This is a genomic window from Nocardioides hankookensis (assembly GCF_042658885.1).
In the GTDB taxonomy this organism is placed as follows: Bacteria; Actinomycetota; Actinomycetes; order Propionibacteriales; family Nocardioidaceae; genus Nocardioides; species Nocardioides hankookensis.
Genome location: NZ_JBHSRJ010000004.1, coordinates 539171 through 553876, shown reverse-complemented (window position 1 = coordinate 553876; position 14706 = coordinate 539171). Strand labels below are relative to the sequence as shown.

Sequence of the window (14706 nt, the reverse complement as noted above, 5' to 3'; positions counted from 1 at the left end):
TTCGCTCGCTTCGCTCACTCACGCCCGCACCGCCAGCGGGAAGACCTCGAAGAGGAACTCCGGACGCAGCAGCCCGGCACACCCGGCGACCGAGGCCCGCGCGTTCGGGAAGAGCCGCTCCCGGACGGCCGCGATCCCGGCCGCGTCGCCGCCCGGACAGACCAGCTCCAGCGCGTGCGCGACCTGGTCGGCCGAGAAGCCGGCGGCCTCGACGACCTGCTGCACCGCGGCGTAGGTGTACTCCGCCTGGGCGACCGAGTCGTCGGGGTAGAGCGCCTCCTGCGTCTCCATGTCGAGCGCGCCGAAGCCACTCATGTAGAGGGTGTCGCCGGCGAGCACGCCCGGCGTGTAGGTCAACGTCTCGTAGCGCGTCCACCCCGGGTTGACCGCCGTCAGCGGCAGCCGCGACGCGGTCACGTCGAGCGCCACCAGCACGCCCGGTCGGTGCAGCCGCGACATCAGGATGCCGCCCGCGCCCGGGAAGACGCCGGCGCCGCCGAGGCGGTCCTTCCGCTCGCGGTGCGTGCGGCGGTAGACGTCGCGGGTCTCCGGGGTGCTGTAGTCGTACGTCGTCACCGCGTTGTCCAGCGACAGCCCGAGCCCACGCAGGCGACGGTCGGCCTCGTCGAGGCACCAGGCGTACTGCCCGACGAAGTCGCCCTCGTGCACGACGTCCCCGCGATCGTCGACCGGGAGCACCGTCGGCAGCACGACGTCACCGGCACCGACGGGCGGCGCCCCCTCCTCGACGACGTACGGCGCGTCGCCGGGCAGCGACTCGACCACGATCGTCGTGGTCGCGCCGGCGGTGCGCAGCTCGTCGTAGCGCTCGAGGGCGGCGACGGTGATGTACTCGGTGCTCAACGGTTCTCCTTGGCCAGGCGGTCGGCGAGGGCGGTCAGGGCGGTCAGGTCCAGGGCCTCGACGGCGGCGGTCAGCTCGGCTGCTGCCTCGGCACCGCCGACGTTCGCGGCGAGCTTGGCGTCGAGCGCGGCGCCCGCACTGCGGTCGACGTGGCCCTCGACGGTCCGGCCGTCCGCGAGCGAGACCGTCACGCGGCTCGGCGCGTCGGCGGCGACCCGGGCGTCGGGCACCTCGGTCACCCGGACGCGGGTGGCGAGGGCGCGTACGTCGGGTCGACCGAGCGACGCGGACGCGTAGGTGTCGACGGTGACCTCGCCATCGGTCAGCAGGGCCGCCAGGCTCCACGGCAGCGAGAACTTCGCGTCGTACGCCGTGCGCGGGTCGACCTTGTCGGGCGTGCAGACGATCGCGGCGCTGTCCGGGTGCACCTCGACCGCGATGTCGGTGATCGCGGCCGGGTCGAGCGGGAGCACCTGGCGGGCGGCGTCGAGCGCCGCGTGCATGAGCTGGCACGCCGGGTAGGGCTTCAGCGTGATCTGCGTGGTCTCCCAGCGGACGCCGAGGTCGGCGGTCACCAGGGCCGGGTCGGCGTGCCCGTCGGCGAGGGCGGCGTAGAGGCCGCGGCCGCCCTCGAGCACCGAGTCCGGGCCGTCCGCACCGGCCGCCGCCAGACGCGCGGCGAGGATGCCGGCGTGCGAGGCGAGGCCGGGGTGCAGCTGCTTGGTCGACGACCCGGTCGCGAGGAACTCCAGCAGCCCGCCGGCCGAGCTGCCGGCGATGCCCAGGGCGTCGACGGTGGTCGCGAGGTCGAGCCGCATCAGCCGGGCGGCGACGAGCGCCGAGGCGAAGACACCGCAGGCCATCGTCGCGTGCAGGCCGCGCTGGTGGAAGGCGTGCGGGGCTGCGCCGGCGATCCGGCAGACGGTCTCGAAGCCGACGACGGCCGCGAGCAGCGCCTCCTCCGGCGTCGCGCCGACCTCCTCGCCGACCGCGAGCACCGCCGGCAGCACCACGGCGGTGGCGTGCACCAGGCCGCCGGCGTGGGTGTCGTCGAAGTCCAGCGCGTGCACGAGCGTCCCCGTCGCCAGCGCGGCGGCCGGCGCGGAGACCTTGGTGCCGCGCCCGATCAGGGTCGCCTCCGGAGGACCGCCGAGCCCGCACGCCACGGACAGCGCGGGCTCGGCGGCGCCTCGTCGGGCCGCGGCGATCGCGGTCCCGAGCCCGTCGAGGAGGTGCCGGCGCGCGGCCACCACCACCTCGTCGGGCAGCTCGTCGCCACGCAGGGCCAGGCCCCACGCGGCGAGGTCGGAGGCAACGGTCATGTGGCGGCCCCGAAGGCGCCACGGTCGCCGAGGTCGGCGACGGCGGCGGCGTCGTACCCGAGCAGCTCGCCGAGGATCCGGTCGGCGTCCTCGTTGCGCAGCGGGGCACGGCGGTACGTCGGCGGCTGGCTGCCGACCCGCACCGGCGACGCGACCTGGCGGACCGTGCCGTAGCGCGGGTGCTCGGTCTCGACCAGCAGGTCGCGGGCGATGGTGTGCGGCTCGGTCAGTGCGGCGCCGACGTCGTTGATCGGCGCGTTGGGGATCGACGCGGCGCGCAGCGGCTCCAGCCACTCGGCGACGGTGCGCTGCGCGATCACCTCCTCGAGCAGCGGCAGCAGCACCTCGCGGTTGCGGTCGCGGTCGGCGAAGGTCAGGAAGCGCGGGTCGGTCGCCCACTCCGGCCGCTCGATGACGACGGTCAGGCGCTGCCAGAACTTCTCCTTGGCGCAGCCGATGACCAGCCAGCCGTCCTTGGCCTCGAACGCCTGGAAGGGCACCAGTGACGGGTGCGCGGAGTGCCGCATCCGGGTCGGCTGGAAGCCCGCGTTGAGGTGCCAGGTGGCCGGGTAGGTCAGCATCCCGATCGCGGTGTCGTAGAGGCTGACGTCGCAGTCCATGCCGATCCCGTCGCGGCGCGCGGCGTGGATGCCGGCGAGCAGCGAGATCGCGGCGACGAAGCCGCCGCTGTAGTCGACCATCGACAGCCCGGACTTCGACGGCGGTCCGTCGGGGTCACCGGTGAGCTCCATCCAGCCGCCGAGCGCCTGCAGCACGTAGTCGTAGCCCGGCTCGGACGACCGTGGGCCGGTCATCCCGAAGCCGGTCAGCGAGCAGCAGACGATCGCCGGGTTGAGGTGCTTGAGGTCGTCGTAGGTGATCCGGATCTTCGCCGGCACGTCGCCGCGCAGGTTGCTGTAGACGGCGTCGCTGACCTTGACCAGGTCCTCGAAGACGGCCCGGCCGGCCGGCGTCGACAGGTCGAGCGAGAGGCTCGACTTGTTGCGGTTGAAGGCCTCGAAGAAGAGCGAGTCCTCGCCCTCGGCGTACGGCGGCACGTAGCGGCCGACGTCGCCGCCGACCGTCGGGTCCTCGATCTTGATCACCTCGGCGCCGAGGTCGGCGAGGTGGACGCTGCCGAACGGACCGGCGCCGTACTGCTCGACCGCGACGATGCGGACGTCCTCCAGTGGTCTCATCGGCACAGCTCCTCGATGACTGCGATCAGCTCCTTCTGCGCGAGCCGGGTCTCCTCCGGCGTGAGCCCGTGGGTGGGCGGCGTGAGCTTGACGGTGTCGGCCAGGCCCTCGTACGCCGCGAGCCCGGCGGCCACGTCGTCGCGCGTGCCCGAGAGGGTCAGCGCCGAGACCATCCGGTCGGGCACAGCGTCGGCCAGGCCGCCCGCGACGGCGCCGGAGGACCGGAAGGCCTCGATCACCGCGCCCTGCTCCTCGGCCAGGTCGTGGAAGGCGAAGAAGTCGGCGTAGGTCCGCACGGTCGCGTAGAAGCCGACCATGCCGGCGCTGCGGCGCCGGGCGACGGCGGGGTCGCGGTCGACCGAGCAGCAGGCGGACGTGACCACGTCGACCCGGCGTCCCGAGGCCCCCAGCTCCGGCAGGATCCGCTCGCGCAGGAACGCCGGCGAGACGAGCTCGTGGGAGATCCACCCGTCGCCGATCTCGCCGGCCAGCCGGGTGAGGGCCGGGCCCATCGCGGCCAGGTAGACCGGGATGTCGGTCCGCGTCGGCTGGTACGGCCGCTGGTAGCCGCGGATCCGCATCGGCGCGCGCTCGCCGGGGAGGTCGATCGGCTCCCCGGTGGTGCAGGACGCCCAGAACGCCCGGATGTCGCGGACGGTCTCGCGCAGGTGGGTGACCGGCTTCGACCAGTCGACGCCGTGCCAGTCCTCGTTGAGCCGCTGCACGCCGGTGCCGAGGCCGAGCACGAAGCGGCCGCCGGAGAGCTCGTCGAGGTCGAGCGCCTCGAGCGCGGTGACCATCGGGCTGCGGGTGAAGGCCAGCGCGATCGCCGTGCCGACCTGGGCGCGGGTCGTCGCCGCCGCGACCGCCGCTGCGGAGATGGTGGCGCTGCGGTGCAGCTCGGGGACCCAGAGCGCCTCGGCGCCGGCGTCCTCCGCCGCGCGGGCCGCCGCGGCGACCTCGTCGAGGGTCTCGCCCCACGGGCCGAAGGTGATCCGCATCAGTCGTCCAGGGTCAGCGGCTGCTCGCCCTCGGGGAAGATCCCCTCGAGCTGCTCGGCGCCGTGCTTGTAGACGTAGAAGGTGCGCAGGAAGGAGCACACCTCCTTGCCGTCCTGGTTGAGCGTGCGGGTGCGGACCGTGACGATGCCGGCGTGCGGGCGCGAGGACGACTCCCGCTTCTCCTTGACGATCGACTCGCTGTAGAGCGTGTCGCCGGCGAAGACCGGGTGGGTCATCCTGATGTCGTCCCAGCCCAGGTTGGCGAAGGCGTTCTGGGTGAGGTCGGTGACGCTCTGGCCGACCGCGATCGCGACGGTCAGCGTCGAGACGACCAACGGCTTCTGGAACTCCGAGCGACCGGCGTACTCCGCGTTGAAGTGCATCTGGTTGGTGTTCATGGTCAGCAGCGAGAACCACGTGTTGTCGGACTCGCTCACCGTGCGACCGAGCGGGTGCTGGTAGATGTCGCCGACCTCGAAGTCCTCGAAGAACCGTCCCTGCCAGCCGGGCTGCACGCTCACGTTGCTCTGCTCCTGTCATCTGCGGCGGCGAGCAGGTGCTCGGCCACCACGTCGGGCCGGGTGAGCGGGGCGTCGTGCCCCGCGTCGATCCAGGCGTAGGGGGTGCCGCGCTCGTCGAGCCGACGGCGGGTGGTGCCGCACGGGTACGCCGAGGGCGTGCCGGTGCAGAAGACGTACGTCGTCGCCACGTCGGGCTCCCCCGGCGACGCGGGGTCCAGCGATGGGGCGAACGGCGTGGGCACGAGGCGCTCGTTCATCCAGGCTGCGGTGGCCTCGTCGAGGTCGCCGCCCGCGGCCTGCGGTCGCGGCGGGACCACGGTGTCGCGCGGGGGCAGCAGCGCGTCGTCGACCGGCTCCGGCGCCACGTCGACGGCCCGCTCCCCCGGGTCGGGCACCGCGGCGTCGAGGTAGACGAGGTGGCGCACGTCGGCGCGCAGGGCGACCTCGCGGACCACGACGCCGCCCTGGCTGTGGCCGACCAGCACCGTGTCGGTGCCGGTCACCAGTGCGGCGACCTCGTCGACCCAGACGTCCAGCCCGCTCGCCGTACCGCTCAGCGTCGGCGTGTGCACCTGGTGGCCGGCGGCGCGCAGCAGCGGCGCGACGCGGTCCCAGGACCAGCCACCGCGGAACGCGCCGTGCACGAGGACGAAGGTCGTCACGCGCCGGCGTTCTGCAGAGAATGGCCGGGCTCGTCCAGCACGACCTCGAGGAACTCGCGCGGGTAGGACTCGTAGGGCTGGAGGTGCTCGTACATCGCGACCAGGTGGTCCTGGTAGTCCGGGTGCTGCGTGCACTCCTCGTAGTCCGCGACCGTCTCGAAGTAGCGCAGGTGCGTGAAGTGCGTGCGGTCCTCCACCCCGCGCACCAGGCGCCGGCCGCGGTAGCCCGGGTGGTCGCGGAAGCAGACGCCGAACTCCTCGGACAGCGCGACGTACGCCGCAGCATGCTCCTCGCCGGGCTTCGTCCACGCCTGGCTGACCACCACGATCATGCGCACTCCTTCGATTTGCGTGACTTCGTAGATCATATATCCATATTCTGTCCAGCATGACGAGTAGCACGCAGACGAAGACGATCCACGAGTTCCTGGCCGAGGCCCCCGACGTCGACCGCTCGGAGCTGTGGGCGGCGCTGTGGGGCATCCTCAGCGAGGCGAAGGACAAGATCACGACGGCGCTCGAGGTGCACCCGCACGCCTCCGGCGCCGGCCTCGAGTACTGGGCCTCCGAGGACGGCGGGTACGAGGGCTCGCTCAACCCGTACGTCGGCGACCCGGACGAGGGCGTCGAGTGGCTGGTGCACTCCTGGATCGGCAACCGCAAGGCGTCGATCCTGGACATGAACCTCCAGGTCTGGCTCGGCCCGCACATCGACGTGCCGCACCTGGTGCTGGTCTTCGGCACCGTGCCCAACGTCTTCCACTTCAGCGACGTCGTCCCGCGCCGGGACCCGATGACCGACATCGACTACCTCAACCGCTACTTCGACCCGCAGAACGAGAAGTGGCTGCGGCTGCGCGGCGACGACCGCTTCATCTGGTCGGTCAGCCACGGCACCTACATGCGGGCCTTCAACTCGCCGATCGCCAACTCCTACATGGCGACCTGCAGCGACGAGGAGGCCGTCGCGGTCTTCGGCGAGGCCGTCCGCGACCGGGTCGACACCTGGCTGGGCTGGGTCGCCGACGCACAGCCGGTGCCGGTCGAGGAGCGCGCCGAGCTGCGCAAGCGCGACCACCTGGTGCGCACCTACGGCTACACGATGGACCCGATGAACGAGCTGTCGAAGCGGTTCCTGGGCGCCGCCCGCGTCGAGGAGCTGGTCGCGACCCGCGCCGGTCTCGGCCAGATCGCGGAGCTGGACGCATGAGGGTCCTGGTCATCGGTGCCGGCCTCGTCGGCACCCAGGTGGGCGCGAGGCTGCGCGAGCTCGGCCACGAGGTGGCCGGCACGACGACGACGCCGGCCAAGGTCGACGGGCTGCGCGAGCAGCTCGACGAGGTGCTGGTGCTGCGCGGCAGCGACCGCGAGGCGGTCGAGGCCGCGATGGTGGGCCGCGACGCGGTCGTCGTCGCCGCCGGACCGTCCGCGCAGCGGGCGATGACCCCCGAGGACCGCGCCGCGTCGTACCGGGAGATCCTGGTCGACACGGCCGAGTCGGTCATCGGTGCGGGCGGTACGCCGTACCTCGTCGCGCTGTCGTCGCTCTCCGTCTACGGCAACGCCGCCGACCACCTGCCCGAGGTCACCGAGGACTCCCCCGTCACCGACTCGACGGACCCGAGCCCGACCATGTTCCTGGCGATGGAGAAGACCTACCTGGACGGTGCCGGCGACCGCACCTGCGTCTTCCGCTGCGGCGACATCTTCGGCGCCGAGGACCCGCCGATCGAGGCGAAGATCGCGATGGCGCACCAGTACCTCGGCGGCTCGGTGCCGTTCAGCGCCGACGCGCTGTTCTACCGGCTCGCCGTCGAGGACGCCGTCGACGCGATCGTGCACGCCCTGGAGTCGCGGATCACCGGGGTGCACAACCTGACGCACGCCGAGGTGCCGCCGACCAACCAGACGCTCTTCGACGCGATCTCGGCCGACCAGGGCCTCCCTGCGCTCGTCTACCGCGACGAGATCGCGTCGCCGACGAAGCCGATCTCGGTCGCCCGGCTCACCGCCGCCGGGTTCGTCGCCGGGCGGTCGTACGCGCTCTGACGCGGCGCCTGGCTGGCGGCCCGCGGGGATAGCCAGCAACAGAACGGCCCTTGGGAGCGTGTCCCAAGGGCCGTTCTGTTGCTGGCTATCCCGACGTACGGCAGCCGCCTCAGTGCTGGCGGCGGGCCCTCGGCACGCACAGCAGCCCGGCGGCGCCGAGCAGCGTGAGAGCCAGCGCCCAGAGCGCCACGACCGGCATCGAGTCGCCGCCACCGGTCTTCGGGAGGTCCCCGCCGGACGCCGACGTCGAGGTCGAGCCGTCGGCGGTCGGCGAGTCCACGTCGACCGGCTCGCTGCCGACGGTCATCGTCCCCAGCGACACGGCGTCGGCGGTGCAGGTCGCACCGACACCTCCCGACGGGAAGTCGAACGAGAAGGCGCTGATGGAGACCGGGAGCTCGTCGTCGGACTCGTCGACCTCGCCCGTCAGGTCCGTCACCGGTACGTCGTCGTTCGGCTGGGCGTTGATCGAGCCGCTGCTCGTGAGCGTCGTCTTCGACCCGCCGACCTTGGCGTCGAGGGTGAAGTCCATGTCACCGATGATCGGGACCGGCGCGATGCCCGGCAGGTCACTCATCGTCGCAACCAGCGAGACCGGGTCGCCCTCGTCCTCGCGGTAGCCGCTGACCGACACCTTGGCGTCGTAGTCGAACTCGCTCCCGATGGACAGCGTGCACGCGAACGGCACCTTGCCCGAGGCGGCCTTGCCGGTGGTCGCCGTCGAGCTCGCGGTCGGGCTGGCGCTCGCCGACGGCGTGGCCGTGGCGCTGGCGGTCGTCGTCGGCGTGACGCTCGGGGTGATGACGGGCGGCGTTCCCTCCGCCAGCGTCAGGGTGCCGAGTGCGGCGCCTGCCGTCGGCGTGCAGTGGAAGGCGAGCGAGTAGAGCACCACCTCGAAGTCGTAGCCGGTCACCACCGCCGCCACGTCGTCGGCGCTGGAGGTGAACGTCCCCTGGAGGTCCGGCATGTCGAAGGGTGCCGACGCCGCGGCGTTGACCTTGCCGCTGCCGGTCAGCGTGACCGCCGTGCCACCGAGGGTGAGGGCGAGGCTGTTGGTGAAGTCCAGGTCGGTCATCGCCACCGGCGAGACGCCGGACATCTGGGAGAGGCTCGCGGTCACCGTCACCGTGGTCGAGCTCGCCGGCCGGACCGCCGACAGCGTGATCTCGCCGTTCCAGCTGTACGCCGGGAACGTGCTGGTGCAGTTGAAGGTCGTCGTGGCGACCAGCTCGTCGCCGGCCGCGGTCGCGGGCGCACCCATCGCCGCGATCGCGCCGACCACGATCCCGGCGACGCCGAGGACGGCTGCGAGCGGGTGCCGGAGGTTCATCAGCCGTGCTCCCCACGCCGGCGGCCCGGCACCAGCAGCATCACGCCGATGCCGGCGGCCAGCAGGGCGCTGGCGCCGAGCATCAGCACCGGCACGGAGTCGCCGGCGCCGGTCTTCGGCAGCGTGCCGCCGTCGGCGGCCGCCGTCGTCGCCGCAGCGGTGGGCTCGGCCTCGGCGGCGCCGAAGCTGATCTTCGCGACGTACGTGTTCGCCTTGATCGTGGCCGCGTCGGCGTTCGTCGGGAGAGGTGCGCCGGCGATCACGCACTGCTCCTTCGTGCAGTCGTGCCCACCGAAGACCTCGGCGACCTTGATCGTGAAGGGCGCGACGTTGCCGCTGGCGTCCGCGACCTTGAACACCGCACCCGTGACGGTGTTGCAGTCGGCGGGACCCACGTAGTCCTCGGTGCACTGCCCGATCGCGATGTTGCTCAGGTTGGGCTCGAACCCGGAGGCCGAGATCGTCACGACCTGGCCGTCCGTGAGGTTGTCGGTCTGGCTGATCGACAGCGTCGGCGCCGCGAAGCCGGGCGGAGCGGTCACCAGGACCACCACCAGGGCGGCGACGCCCGCGCTCACGCGGGCCAGCAGGGACATCGGTCGTCTCACGGGGAGCTCCTCGAGGTTGTTCATCGGCTGGGCACCGACTGGATGCGGGTCACCAGCGGGTCGGGGTCGGGGTCGTCGGCACCGGTCGCGAGGCGGAGCCCGGAGCGGTGGATGGCGGCCTGGTCGGCACCGAGGTACGACGTGACGACCGCCGGGTCGTTGCGCACCTCGTCCGGGGTGCCGGCGGCGATGACGCGCCCGAGGTTCATCGCGAGCATCCGGTCCGAAAGCCGCGAGAGCAGCGGCAGGTCGTGCTCGATGACGACCATCGTCGTCCCGAGCTCGTCGCGGATGCCGAGCAGCAGGTCGCCGAGGGCGTCGCTCTCGCTCTGGGCGATGCCGGCGGACGGCTCGTCGAGCAGGAGCACCCGCGGCTGGAGGCTGAGCAGGCACGCGATCTCGACGACGCGGCGGGTGCCGGTCGACAGCTCGCCGACCGAGTGGCGGGCGAAGCGGGTGAGCCGCATCCGCTCGAGCACCTCGTCGGCGGCCTCGGTCTTGGTCCGCTCCGCGGTGCGCACACCGAGGGCGGAGGCCCAGAGCCGGGTCGGCTCGGCCCGCTCCTGGGCGATCATCAGCGTCTCGTGCACGGTCAGCGTCGGGAAGAGGGCGGCGTCCTGGAAGGAGCGCACCAGGCCCTCGCGGGCGCGTTCCTCGGGCGTGGCCCCGGTGACGTCGATGCCGTCGAAGACGATCCGGCCTCGGTCGGGCGCGGTGAAGCCGGCGACGATCTCGAAGCAGGTCGTCTTGCCGGCGCCGTTCGGCCCGATGACGCCGAGGATCTCTCCGGGCGCCACCTGGAAGCCCACGTGGTCGACGGCGACGACACCGCCGAAGCGGCGCGACACGCTGTCGACGGTCAGGATCGGACCGGCGCTGCGGGCGCTCGCACCCACCCGGGGCACCAGCCCCTCGAGGCGCGGCTTCTCGTGCAGCGGCGAGGAGGCCTGGCCGCTCACGTCGAAGACGCCGTGCCGCTCGCGCAGCGGGTCGATGCCGTGCCTGCGAGCGAGCCAGTCGTAGAGCTCGTCCCGGCCGCGGACCAGCACGCCACCGAGGCCGTCGGGCAGGAAGATCACCACGAGCAGCCACGCGACGGCGAGGACGGCCTGGCCGACCATGCCCATCCCGACCAGCGCGGGCAGACCCACGATGATCAGGGCGCCCAGCAGCGGGCCGAGCGTGACGGTCAGGCCACCGACGACGGTCACGGCGACGACCTCGATGCTGGCGTCCGCCGGGAACGAGTTCACCGTCAGCTGCGACTGCCCGTGGCCGATCACGATGCCGCCGAGCCCGGCGAGCGCGCCGGAGACGGCGTACAGCTGGAGCATCCGCAGCCGGTTGGGCACCGTGAAGGCGCGGGCCGCGTGCTCGTTGTCGCGCAGCGCCTGGACCATCCGGCCGAAGCCGCCGTGGCGCAGGTTGTTGGCGATCCACACGCCGAGGCACAGCACGACGAGCGCGAAGAGGTAGTAGTCGACGGCGTACTCGAGCGGGTAGTTCCACCAGGTCGGCTTGGCGGGCGAGAGTCCGTCGCCGAGGAAGAGCTCCTGGCGCAGGAGCCACGACGACGTCGCGAGGGCGAACGCGAGCGTGGACACCGCGAGCGCCAGGCCCTTGAGCCTCATGGCCGGGATGCCCACGATCGCCGAGGCCAGCGCGGCGGTGATGACCCCGCAGAGGACGCCGAAGAGGAAGTTGTGGGTCGACGCCGCCACGTGGACCGACGCCGCCGCGGCGATGCCGGCGTACGCGAACTGGCCGAGCGAGAGCTGGCCGGAGACGCCGGTCAGCAGCCCGACGCTGAGGCCCACGAGCGTGTAGCCGGACACCAGGGTCAGCACCGACGCGGTGTCGTTGCTGACGACGTACGCCAGTCCGACCGCGACCATGATGCCGACGGCCACGCACAGCCGCGGGAGCCAGACGATGCTGCGCACGGTGCGGTACGACGCGGGCAGCGGCGGCAGCACGACCCGGCGCCAGCGGCCCTTGTCCTGGCCGGACCGGCCGAGCTGCGGCTGGCGCAGCAGCGCCACCACGATGATCAGCGCGATGACGACCGTCACGAGGTCGCGGGTGTCGGGGTTGGAGAGCAGCAGCTGCTCGATCACGCCGATGCCGAGCGAGGCCGCGATCGCGATCGGGATCGACGACATCCGGGCGATCACCGCGCCGGCGAGGCCCTTGAGCAGGAGGTCGGGTCCGAGCCCGTCCATGCCGGCGCCGGTGGTCGTCGGCGTCACCAGGATCGCGGAGAACGCAGCGATGCCGCCGGCGATCGCCCAGGACAGGGTGGCCATCCAGCGGGCCGGGATGCCCTCGAGCCGGGCGGTGTCCGGATCGTCCGCGGCCGCCCGGATCGCCATGCCCATCCGGTGGTGCTTCAGGAACCAGCCGAGGCCGGCGAGCACCACGGGCGCGAGCACCAGCATCGCGACGTACGGCGTGCCGATCGGGAGCGACTGGACCTGGAAGGTCGGCAGGTGCGTCGGCTTCGGGAACGTGAAGCCGCTGACGCCGTCGGTGTTGATGAGCAGCGCGCTGACGAGGATCAGCTGGGAGAGGCCCAGCGTCGCGATCATGCCGACCAGGCTGGGGCGTCCCTCGAGCCGTCGTACGACGACGACCTCGATGAGGCCGGACAGCAGCGCGGCCACGATGACCGCCACGACGAAGGCCACCCAGTAGGGCGCGCCCCAGTCGGCGACGAAGAGCGCCAGCATCGAGGCACCGAAGACGCCGACCGCGCCGTGCGCGAAGTTCACGAACCGGCTGGAGCGGTAGACCAGCACCAGGCCGACGGCGAGCATGCCGTAGGTCAGGCCGGTGAAGAGCCCGATCACCAACCGGTCGAGCCCGAAGTCGAACTCGCTCATGCACGTACTCGCTTCGCTCCGTGCGCGCACGAGGCACTAGCCGCGCTGTGTTGGATGGTTCGCTCGCTGCGCTCGCTCACGCGCTCACCCCCGCCGCGTGGCCGCCCAGCATCAGCGCCCGCACCCGCTCGGGGTCGGCGGCCAGGGTCGAGGCCTGCTCCTCGGCGATGATCTCGCCCTTCTCCATCATGTAGACGCGGTGGACGAGCGAGAGCGCGACGTTGACCGACTGCTCGACGAGGAGCACGGCGCTCCCCCGTTCGTTGAGCCGGCGCACCAGCTCCATCAGGCCGCCGACGACCACCGGCGCGAGCCCGAGCGAGAACTCGTCGATGACGAGCACCTTCGGCTCGACGACGATCGCCTTCGCGAGCGCGAGCATCTGCCGCTCACCCCCGGAGAGGTTGGCGGCGGGCTGGTCGCGCCGGGCGTGCAGCCGCGGGAAGACGGCGAGCGCGGCCTCGACCGCCTCCTTCGTCCACTTCCTGCTGCCGGACGTGTAGCCGTGCATGGCGAGGTTCTCGGTGACGCTGAGCGACGGGAACGTCGCCTGGCCGACCACCTGGCACAGGCCGTGACCGACCCGCTTGCGGGTCGAGAGTGCCGTGACGTCGACGCCGCCGAGGTGCACCGAGCCGTCGTCGGGCTTGAGGAGCCCACCGATGACCTTGAGCAGGGTGCTCTTGCCGACGCCGTTCGGGCCGAGCAGGGCGACCATCTCCCCCTGCTCCACCGTCAGGCCGGCGTCGAAGAGCACCTGCACCGGGCCGTACGACGCCCGGATGCCGGCGCACGACAGCGCCGGAGCGCTCGTCACGTCACTCGTCATCGAAGGGCACCTCGGGTCCCTCGTAGACGAAGTGACCCTTCGCCTCGTCGTACTTGAGCACCCGGTAGGCGCCGGAGGCCGCCCGGCCGCCGTCGCCGAGCGCGTTGCCGAAGCCCGAGGCGGTCTGGAACGACGAGCCGTGGGCGTCCACGGACTGCGCCCACGCCGCCGCGTTGAAGGACGCGCCGTCGGCCATGCCGTCGGCGCCCAGCTTCAGCAGCCGCGCGGCGTCGCAGTAGGGCAGTGCCACCCGGGCGGACTCGCGGGACTCGAAGGTGATGCCGGCGTCGGAGTAGATCTTCAGGCAGGCGGTCTCGGCCTTGCCGCTGGGGAACGGCAGGTCGTCGTCGGGGACGTCCTGCGGCGGGTGGATCCCGATGCCGACCATCCCGTCCGTGAAGCCCGGCGGGACCTTGCTCTTGTTGTTGATGAAGTACGTCGGGTTGTCGTAGCTCGAGATCGCGTACTTCGCCTCGTAGCCCTGGGTGGCGGCGGCGGTGGCGAACAGGGCGGCGAGCCGCGACCCGCCCAGGAACATCACCCGGTCGACCTTCTTGCTCCGGAAGGTGATCGCGCCCTGGGTCAGGCCCTCGAAGAGGGTGGCGGTGTCCGTCGTGTCGATCCACGCGACCTCGGGCTCGACGCCGGCGTCCTTGAGGAGCGGGACGGCGAGGTTCTCGATGGTCTTGCGGTTGACCGGGGAGTCCGCGGCGACCAGCCCGACGCTGTCCTTGCCGTCGAAGAACGCCTGCTCGGTGAGCACCTTGACGTAGGCGCGCACGAACGCGTCGTACTCCGGGAAGCTGGCGGTCCACAGGTACGGCGAGTACTGGTCGAAGTAGTCGGTACTCATCGCGTAGAGCGAGGCATCGAGCACGAGCGTCTGCCGATCGGCGTAGCAGGGCCGCGCGTTGGTCTGGAACTGCCCCGTCATCACGACCGCGAACGCCTTGTCGTCCTGGGTGATCTGGTTGCAGAGCTGCTCCTCGGCGGCCGGCGTGTCCTTCACCCCGTCGTACAGGCGGAAGACGGCGTCGAGCTTGCGGCCGCCGATGCCGCCGTGGTCGTTGACCCAGTCCTCGAGGGCCTGGACCTGCGCCTCCTGGTCACCGACCGAGGCGGTGTTGAAGCCGGTGATCTTCTTGACCGCGTCGAGGTCGACCGCGACGAAGACCACCTTGACGGAGTCGTCGCTCACCCCGGGCCCGTCGGGGCCCTCGGCGGCGCCGGCGAGGTCAGCCCCGGTGGTGCCGCCCGTGGTGTTGCCGCCCGGCATCATCGTGCCGCAGCCGACGAGCGCCAGCGCGAGGGCGGCTCCCACGGCACCGACGCGCACCAGCGCCGATCGATCCCGAGTCCAGCTCCGCTTTGTGCCAGGCACGACTGACGTCACTCCCCCATCCGGTGGTCACCTCGGGAAACGCAATTCCGTACACCAT

The 14706-nt window shown here is 72.1% G+C and carries 14 protein-coding genes; 2 read left to right on the top strand and 12 right to left on the bottom strand.

The window, feature by feature from the left end; genetic code table 11:
* Positions 1-18 precede the first annotated feature (18 nt).
* Genes ACFPYL_RS09045 through ACFPYL_RS09015 form a run of 7 tightly spaced genes read right to left on the bottom strand, consistent with a single transcriptional unit; the run spans position 19 to position 5901 of the window.
* Positions 19-864, bottom strand: a complete 846-nt coding sequence (locus ACFPYL_RS09045; protein WP_379153100.1) for a RidA family protein — start codon at positions 862-864, stop codon at positions 19-21.
* Positions 861-2186: an MmgE/PrpD family protein gene (locus ACFPYL_RS09040; RefSeq protein ID WP_379153098.1), complete on the bottom strand. Its 1326-nt coding sequence runs from the start codon at positions 2184-2186 to the stop codon at positions 861-863. The genes ACFPYL_RS09045 and ACFPYL_RS09040 overlap by 4 nt, the downstream gene beginning before the upstream one ends.
* On the bottom strand, positions 2183-3385 hold the full coding sequence (locus ACFPYL_RS09035; protein ID WP_379153096.1) for a CaiB/BaiF CoA transferase family protein: 1203 nt from the start codon (positions 3383-3385) through the stop codon (positions 2183-2185). Before ACFPYL_RS09035 ends, ACFPYL_RS09040 begins: the two co-directional genes overlap by 4 nt.
* Entirely contained in the window at positions 3382-4386 is a 1005-nt protein-coding gene (locus ACFPYL_RS09030) for an LLM class flavin-dependent oxidoreductase (RefSeq protein ID WP_379153094.1), read from the bottom strand. Before ACFPYL_RS09030 ends, ACFPYL_RS09035 begins: the two co-directional genes overlap by 4 nt.
* Positions 4386-4907: a MaoC family dehydratase gene (locus ACFPYL_RS09025; RefSeq protein ID WP_379153092.1), complete on the bottom strand. Its 522-nt coding sequence runs from the start codon at positions 4905-4907 to the stop codon at positions 4386-4388. Before ACFPYL_RS09025 ends, ACFPYL_RS09030 begins: the two co-directional genes overlap by 1 nt.
* A complete protein-coding gene (locus tag ACFPYL_RS09020) occupies positions 4904-5569 on the bottom strand; it encodes an alpha/beta fold hydrolase (protein ID WP_379153090.1) in 666 nt (221 codons plus the stop codon). Before ACFPYL_RS09020 ends, ACFPYL_RS09025 begins: the two co-directional genes overlap by 4 nt.
* Positions 5566-5901 (bottom strand): antibiotic biosynthesis monooxygenase, encoded by a 336-nt coding sequence (locus tag ACFPYL_RS09015; protein ID WP_379153088.1) that lies wholly within the window; start codon positions 5899-5901, stop codon positions 5566-5568. The genes ACFPYL_RS09020 and ACFPYL_RS09015 overlap by 4 nt, the downstream gene beginning before the upstream one ends.
* Positions 5902-5957: 56 nt before the next feature.
* On the opposite strand from ACFPYL_RS09015, the gene ACFPYL_RS09010 reads away from it, so the two are divergent.
* Positions 5958-6779 (top strand): hypothetical protein, encoded by an 822-nt coding sequence (locus ACFPYL_RS09010; protein ID WP_379153087.1) that lies wholly within the window; start codon positions 5958-5960, stop codon positions 6777-6779.
* Entirely contained in the window at positions 6776-7618 is an 843-nt protein-coding gene (locus tag ACFPYL_RS09005) for an NAD-dependent epimerase/dehydratase family protein (protein WP_379153085.1), read from the top strand. Before ACFPYL_RS09010 ends, ACFPYL_RS09005 begins: the two co-directional genes overlap by 4 nt.
* 109 nt (positions 7619-7727) lie before the next feature.
* On the opposite strand, the gene ACFPYL_RS09000 is transcribed toward ACFPYL_RS09005, so the two are convergent.
* The 5 genes from ACFPYL_RS09000 to ACFPYL_RS08980 form a co-directional block, all read right to left on the bottom strand.
* Entirely contained in the window at positions 7728-8948 is a 1221-nt protein-coding gene (locus ACFPYL_RS09000; protein WP_379153084.1) for a hypothetical protein, read from the bottom strand.
* Positions 8948-9556 carry a neocarzinostatin apoprotein domain-containing protein gene (locus ACFPYL_RS08995; RefSeq protein WP_379153082.1) on the bottom strand — a complete coding sequence of 203 codons (609 nt, stop codon included), beginning with the start codon at positions 9554-9556 and terminating at the stop codon, positions 8948-8950. The genes ACFPYL_RS09000 and ACFPYL_RS08995 overlap by 1 nt, the downstream gene beginning before the upstream one ends.
* 20 nt (positions 9557-9576) lie before the next feature.
* Positions 9577-12438 carry an ABC transporter permease subunit gene (locus tag ACFPYL_RS08990; protein ID WP_379153081.1) on the bottom strand — a complete coding sequence of 954 codons (2862 nt, stop codon included), beginning with the start codon at positions 12436-12438 and terminating at the stop codon, positions 9577-9579.
* Positions 12439-12514: 76 nt separating this feature from the next.
* On the bottom strand, positions 12515-13267 hold the full coding sequence (locus tag ACFPYL_RS08985; protein WP_379153079.1) for an ABC transporter ATP-binding protein: 753 nt from the start codon (positions 13265-13267) through the stop codon (positions 12515-12517).
* Entirely contained in the window at positions 13257-14588 is a 1332-nt protein-coding gene (locus ACFPYL_RS08980; RefSeq protein WP_379153077.1) for an ABC transporter substrate-binding protein, read from the bottom strand. Before ACFPYL_RS08980 ends, ACFPYL_RS08985 begins: the two co-directional genes overlap by 11 nt.
* Positions 14589-14706: the final 118 nt, after the last annotated feature.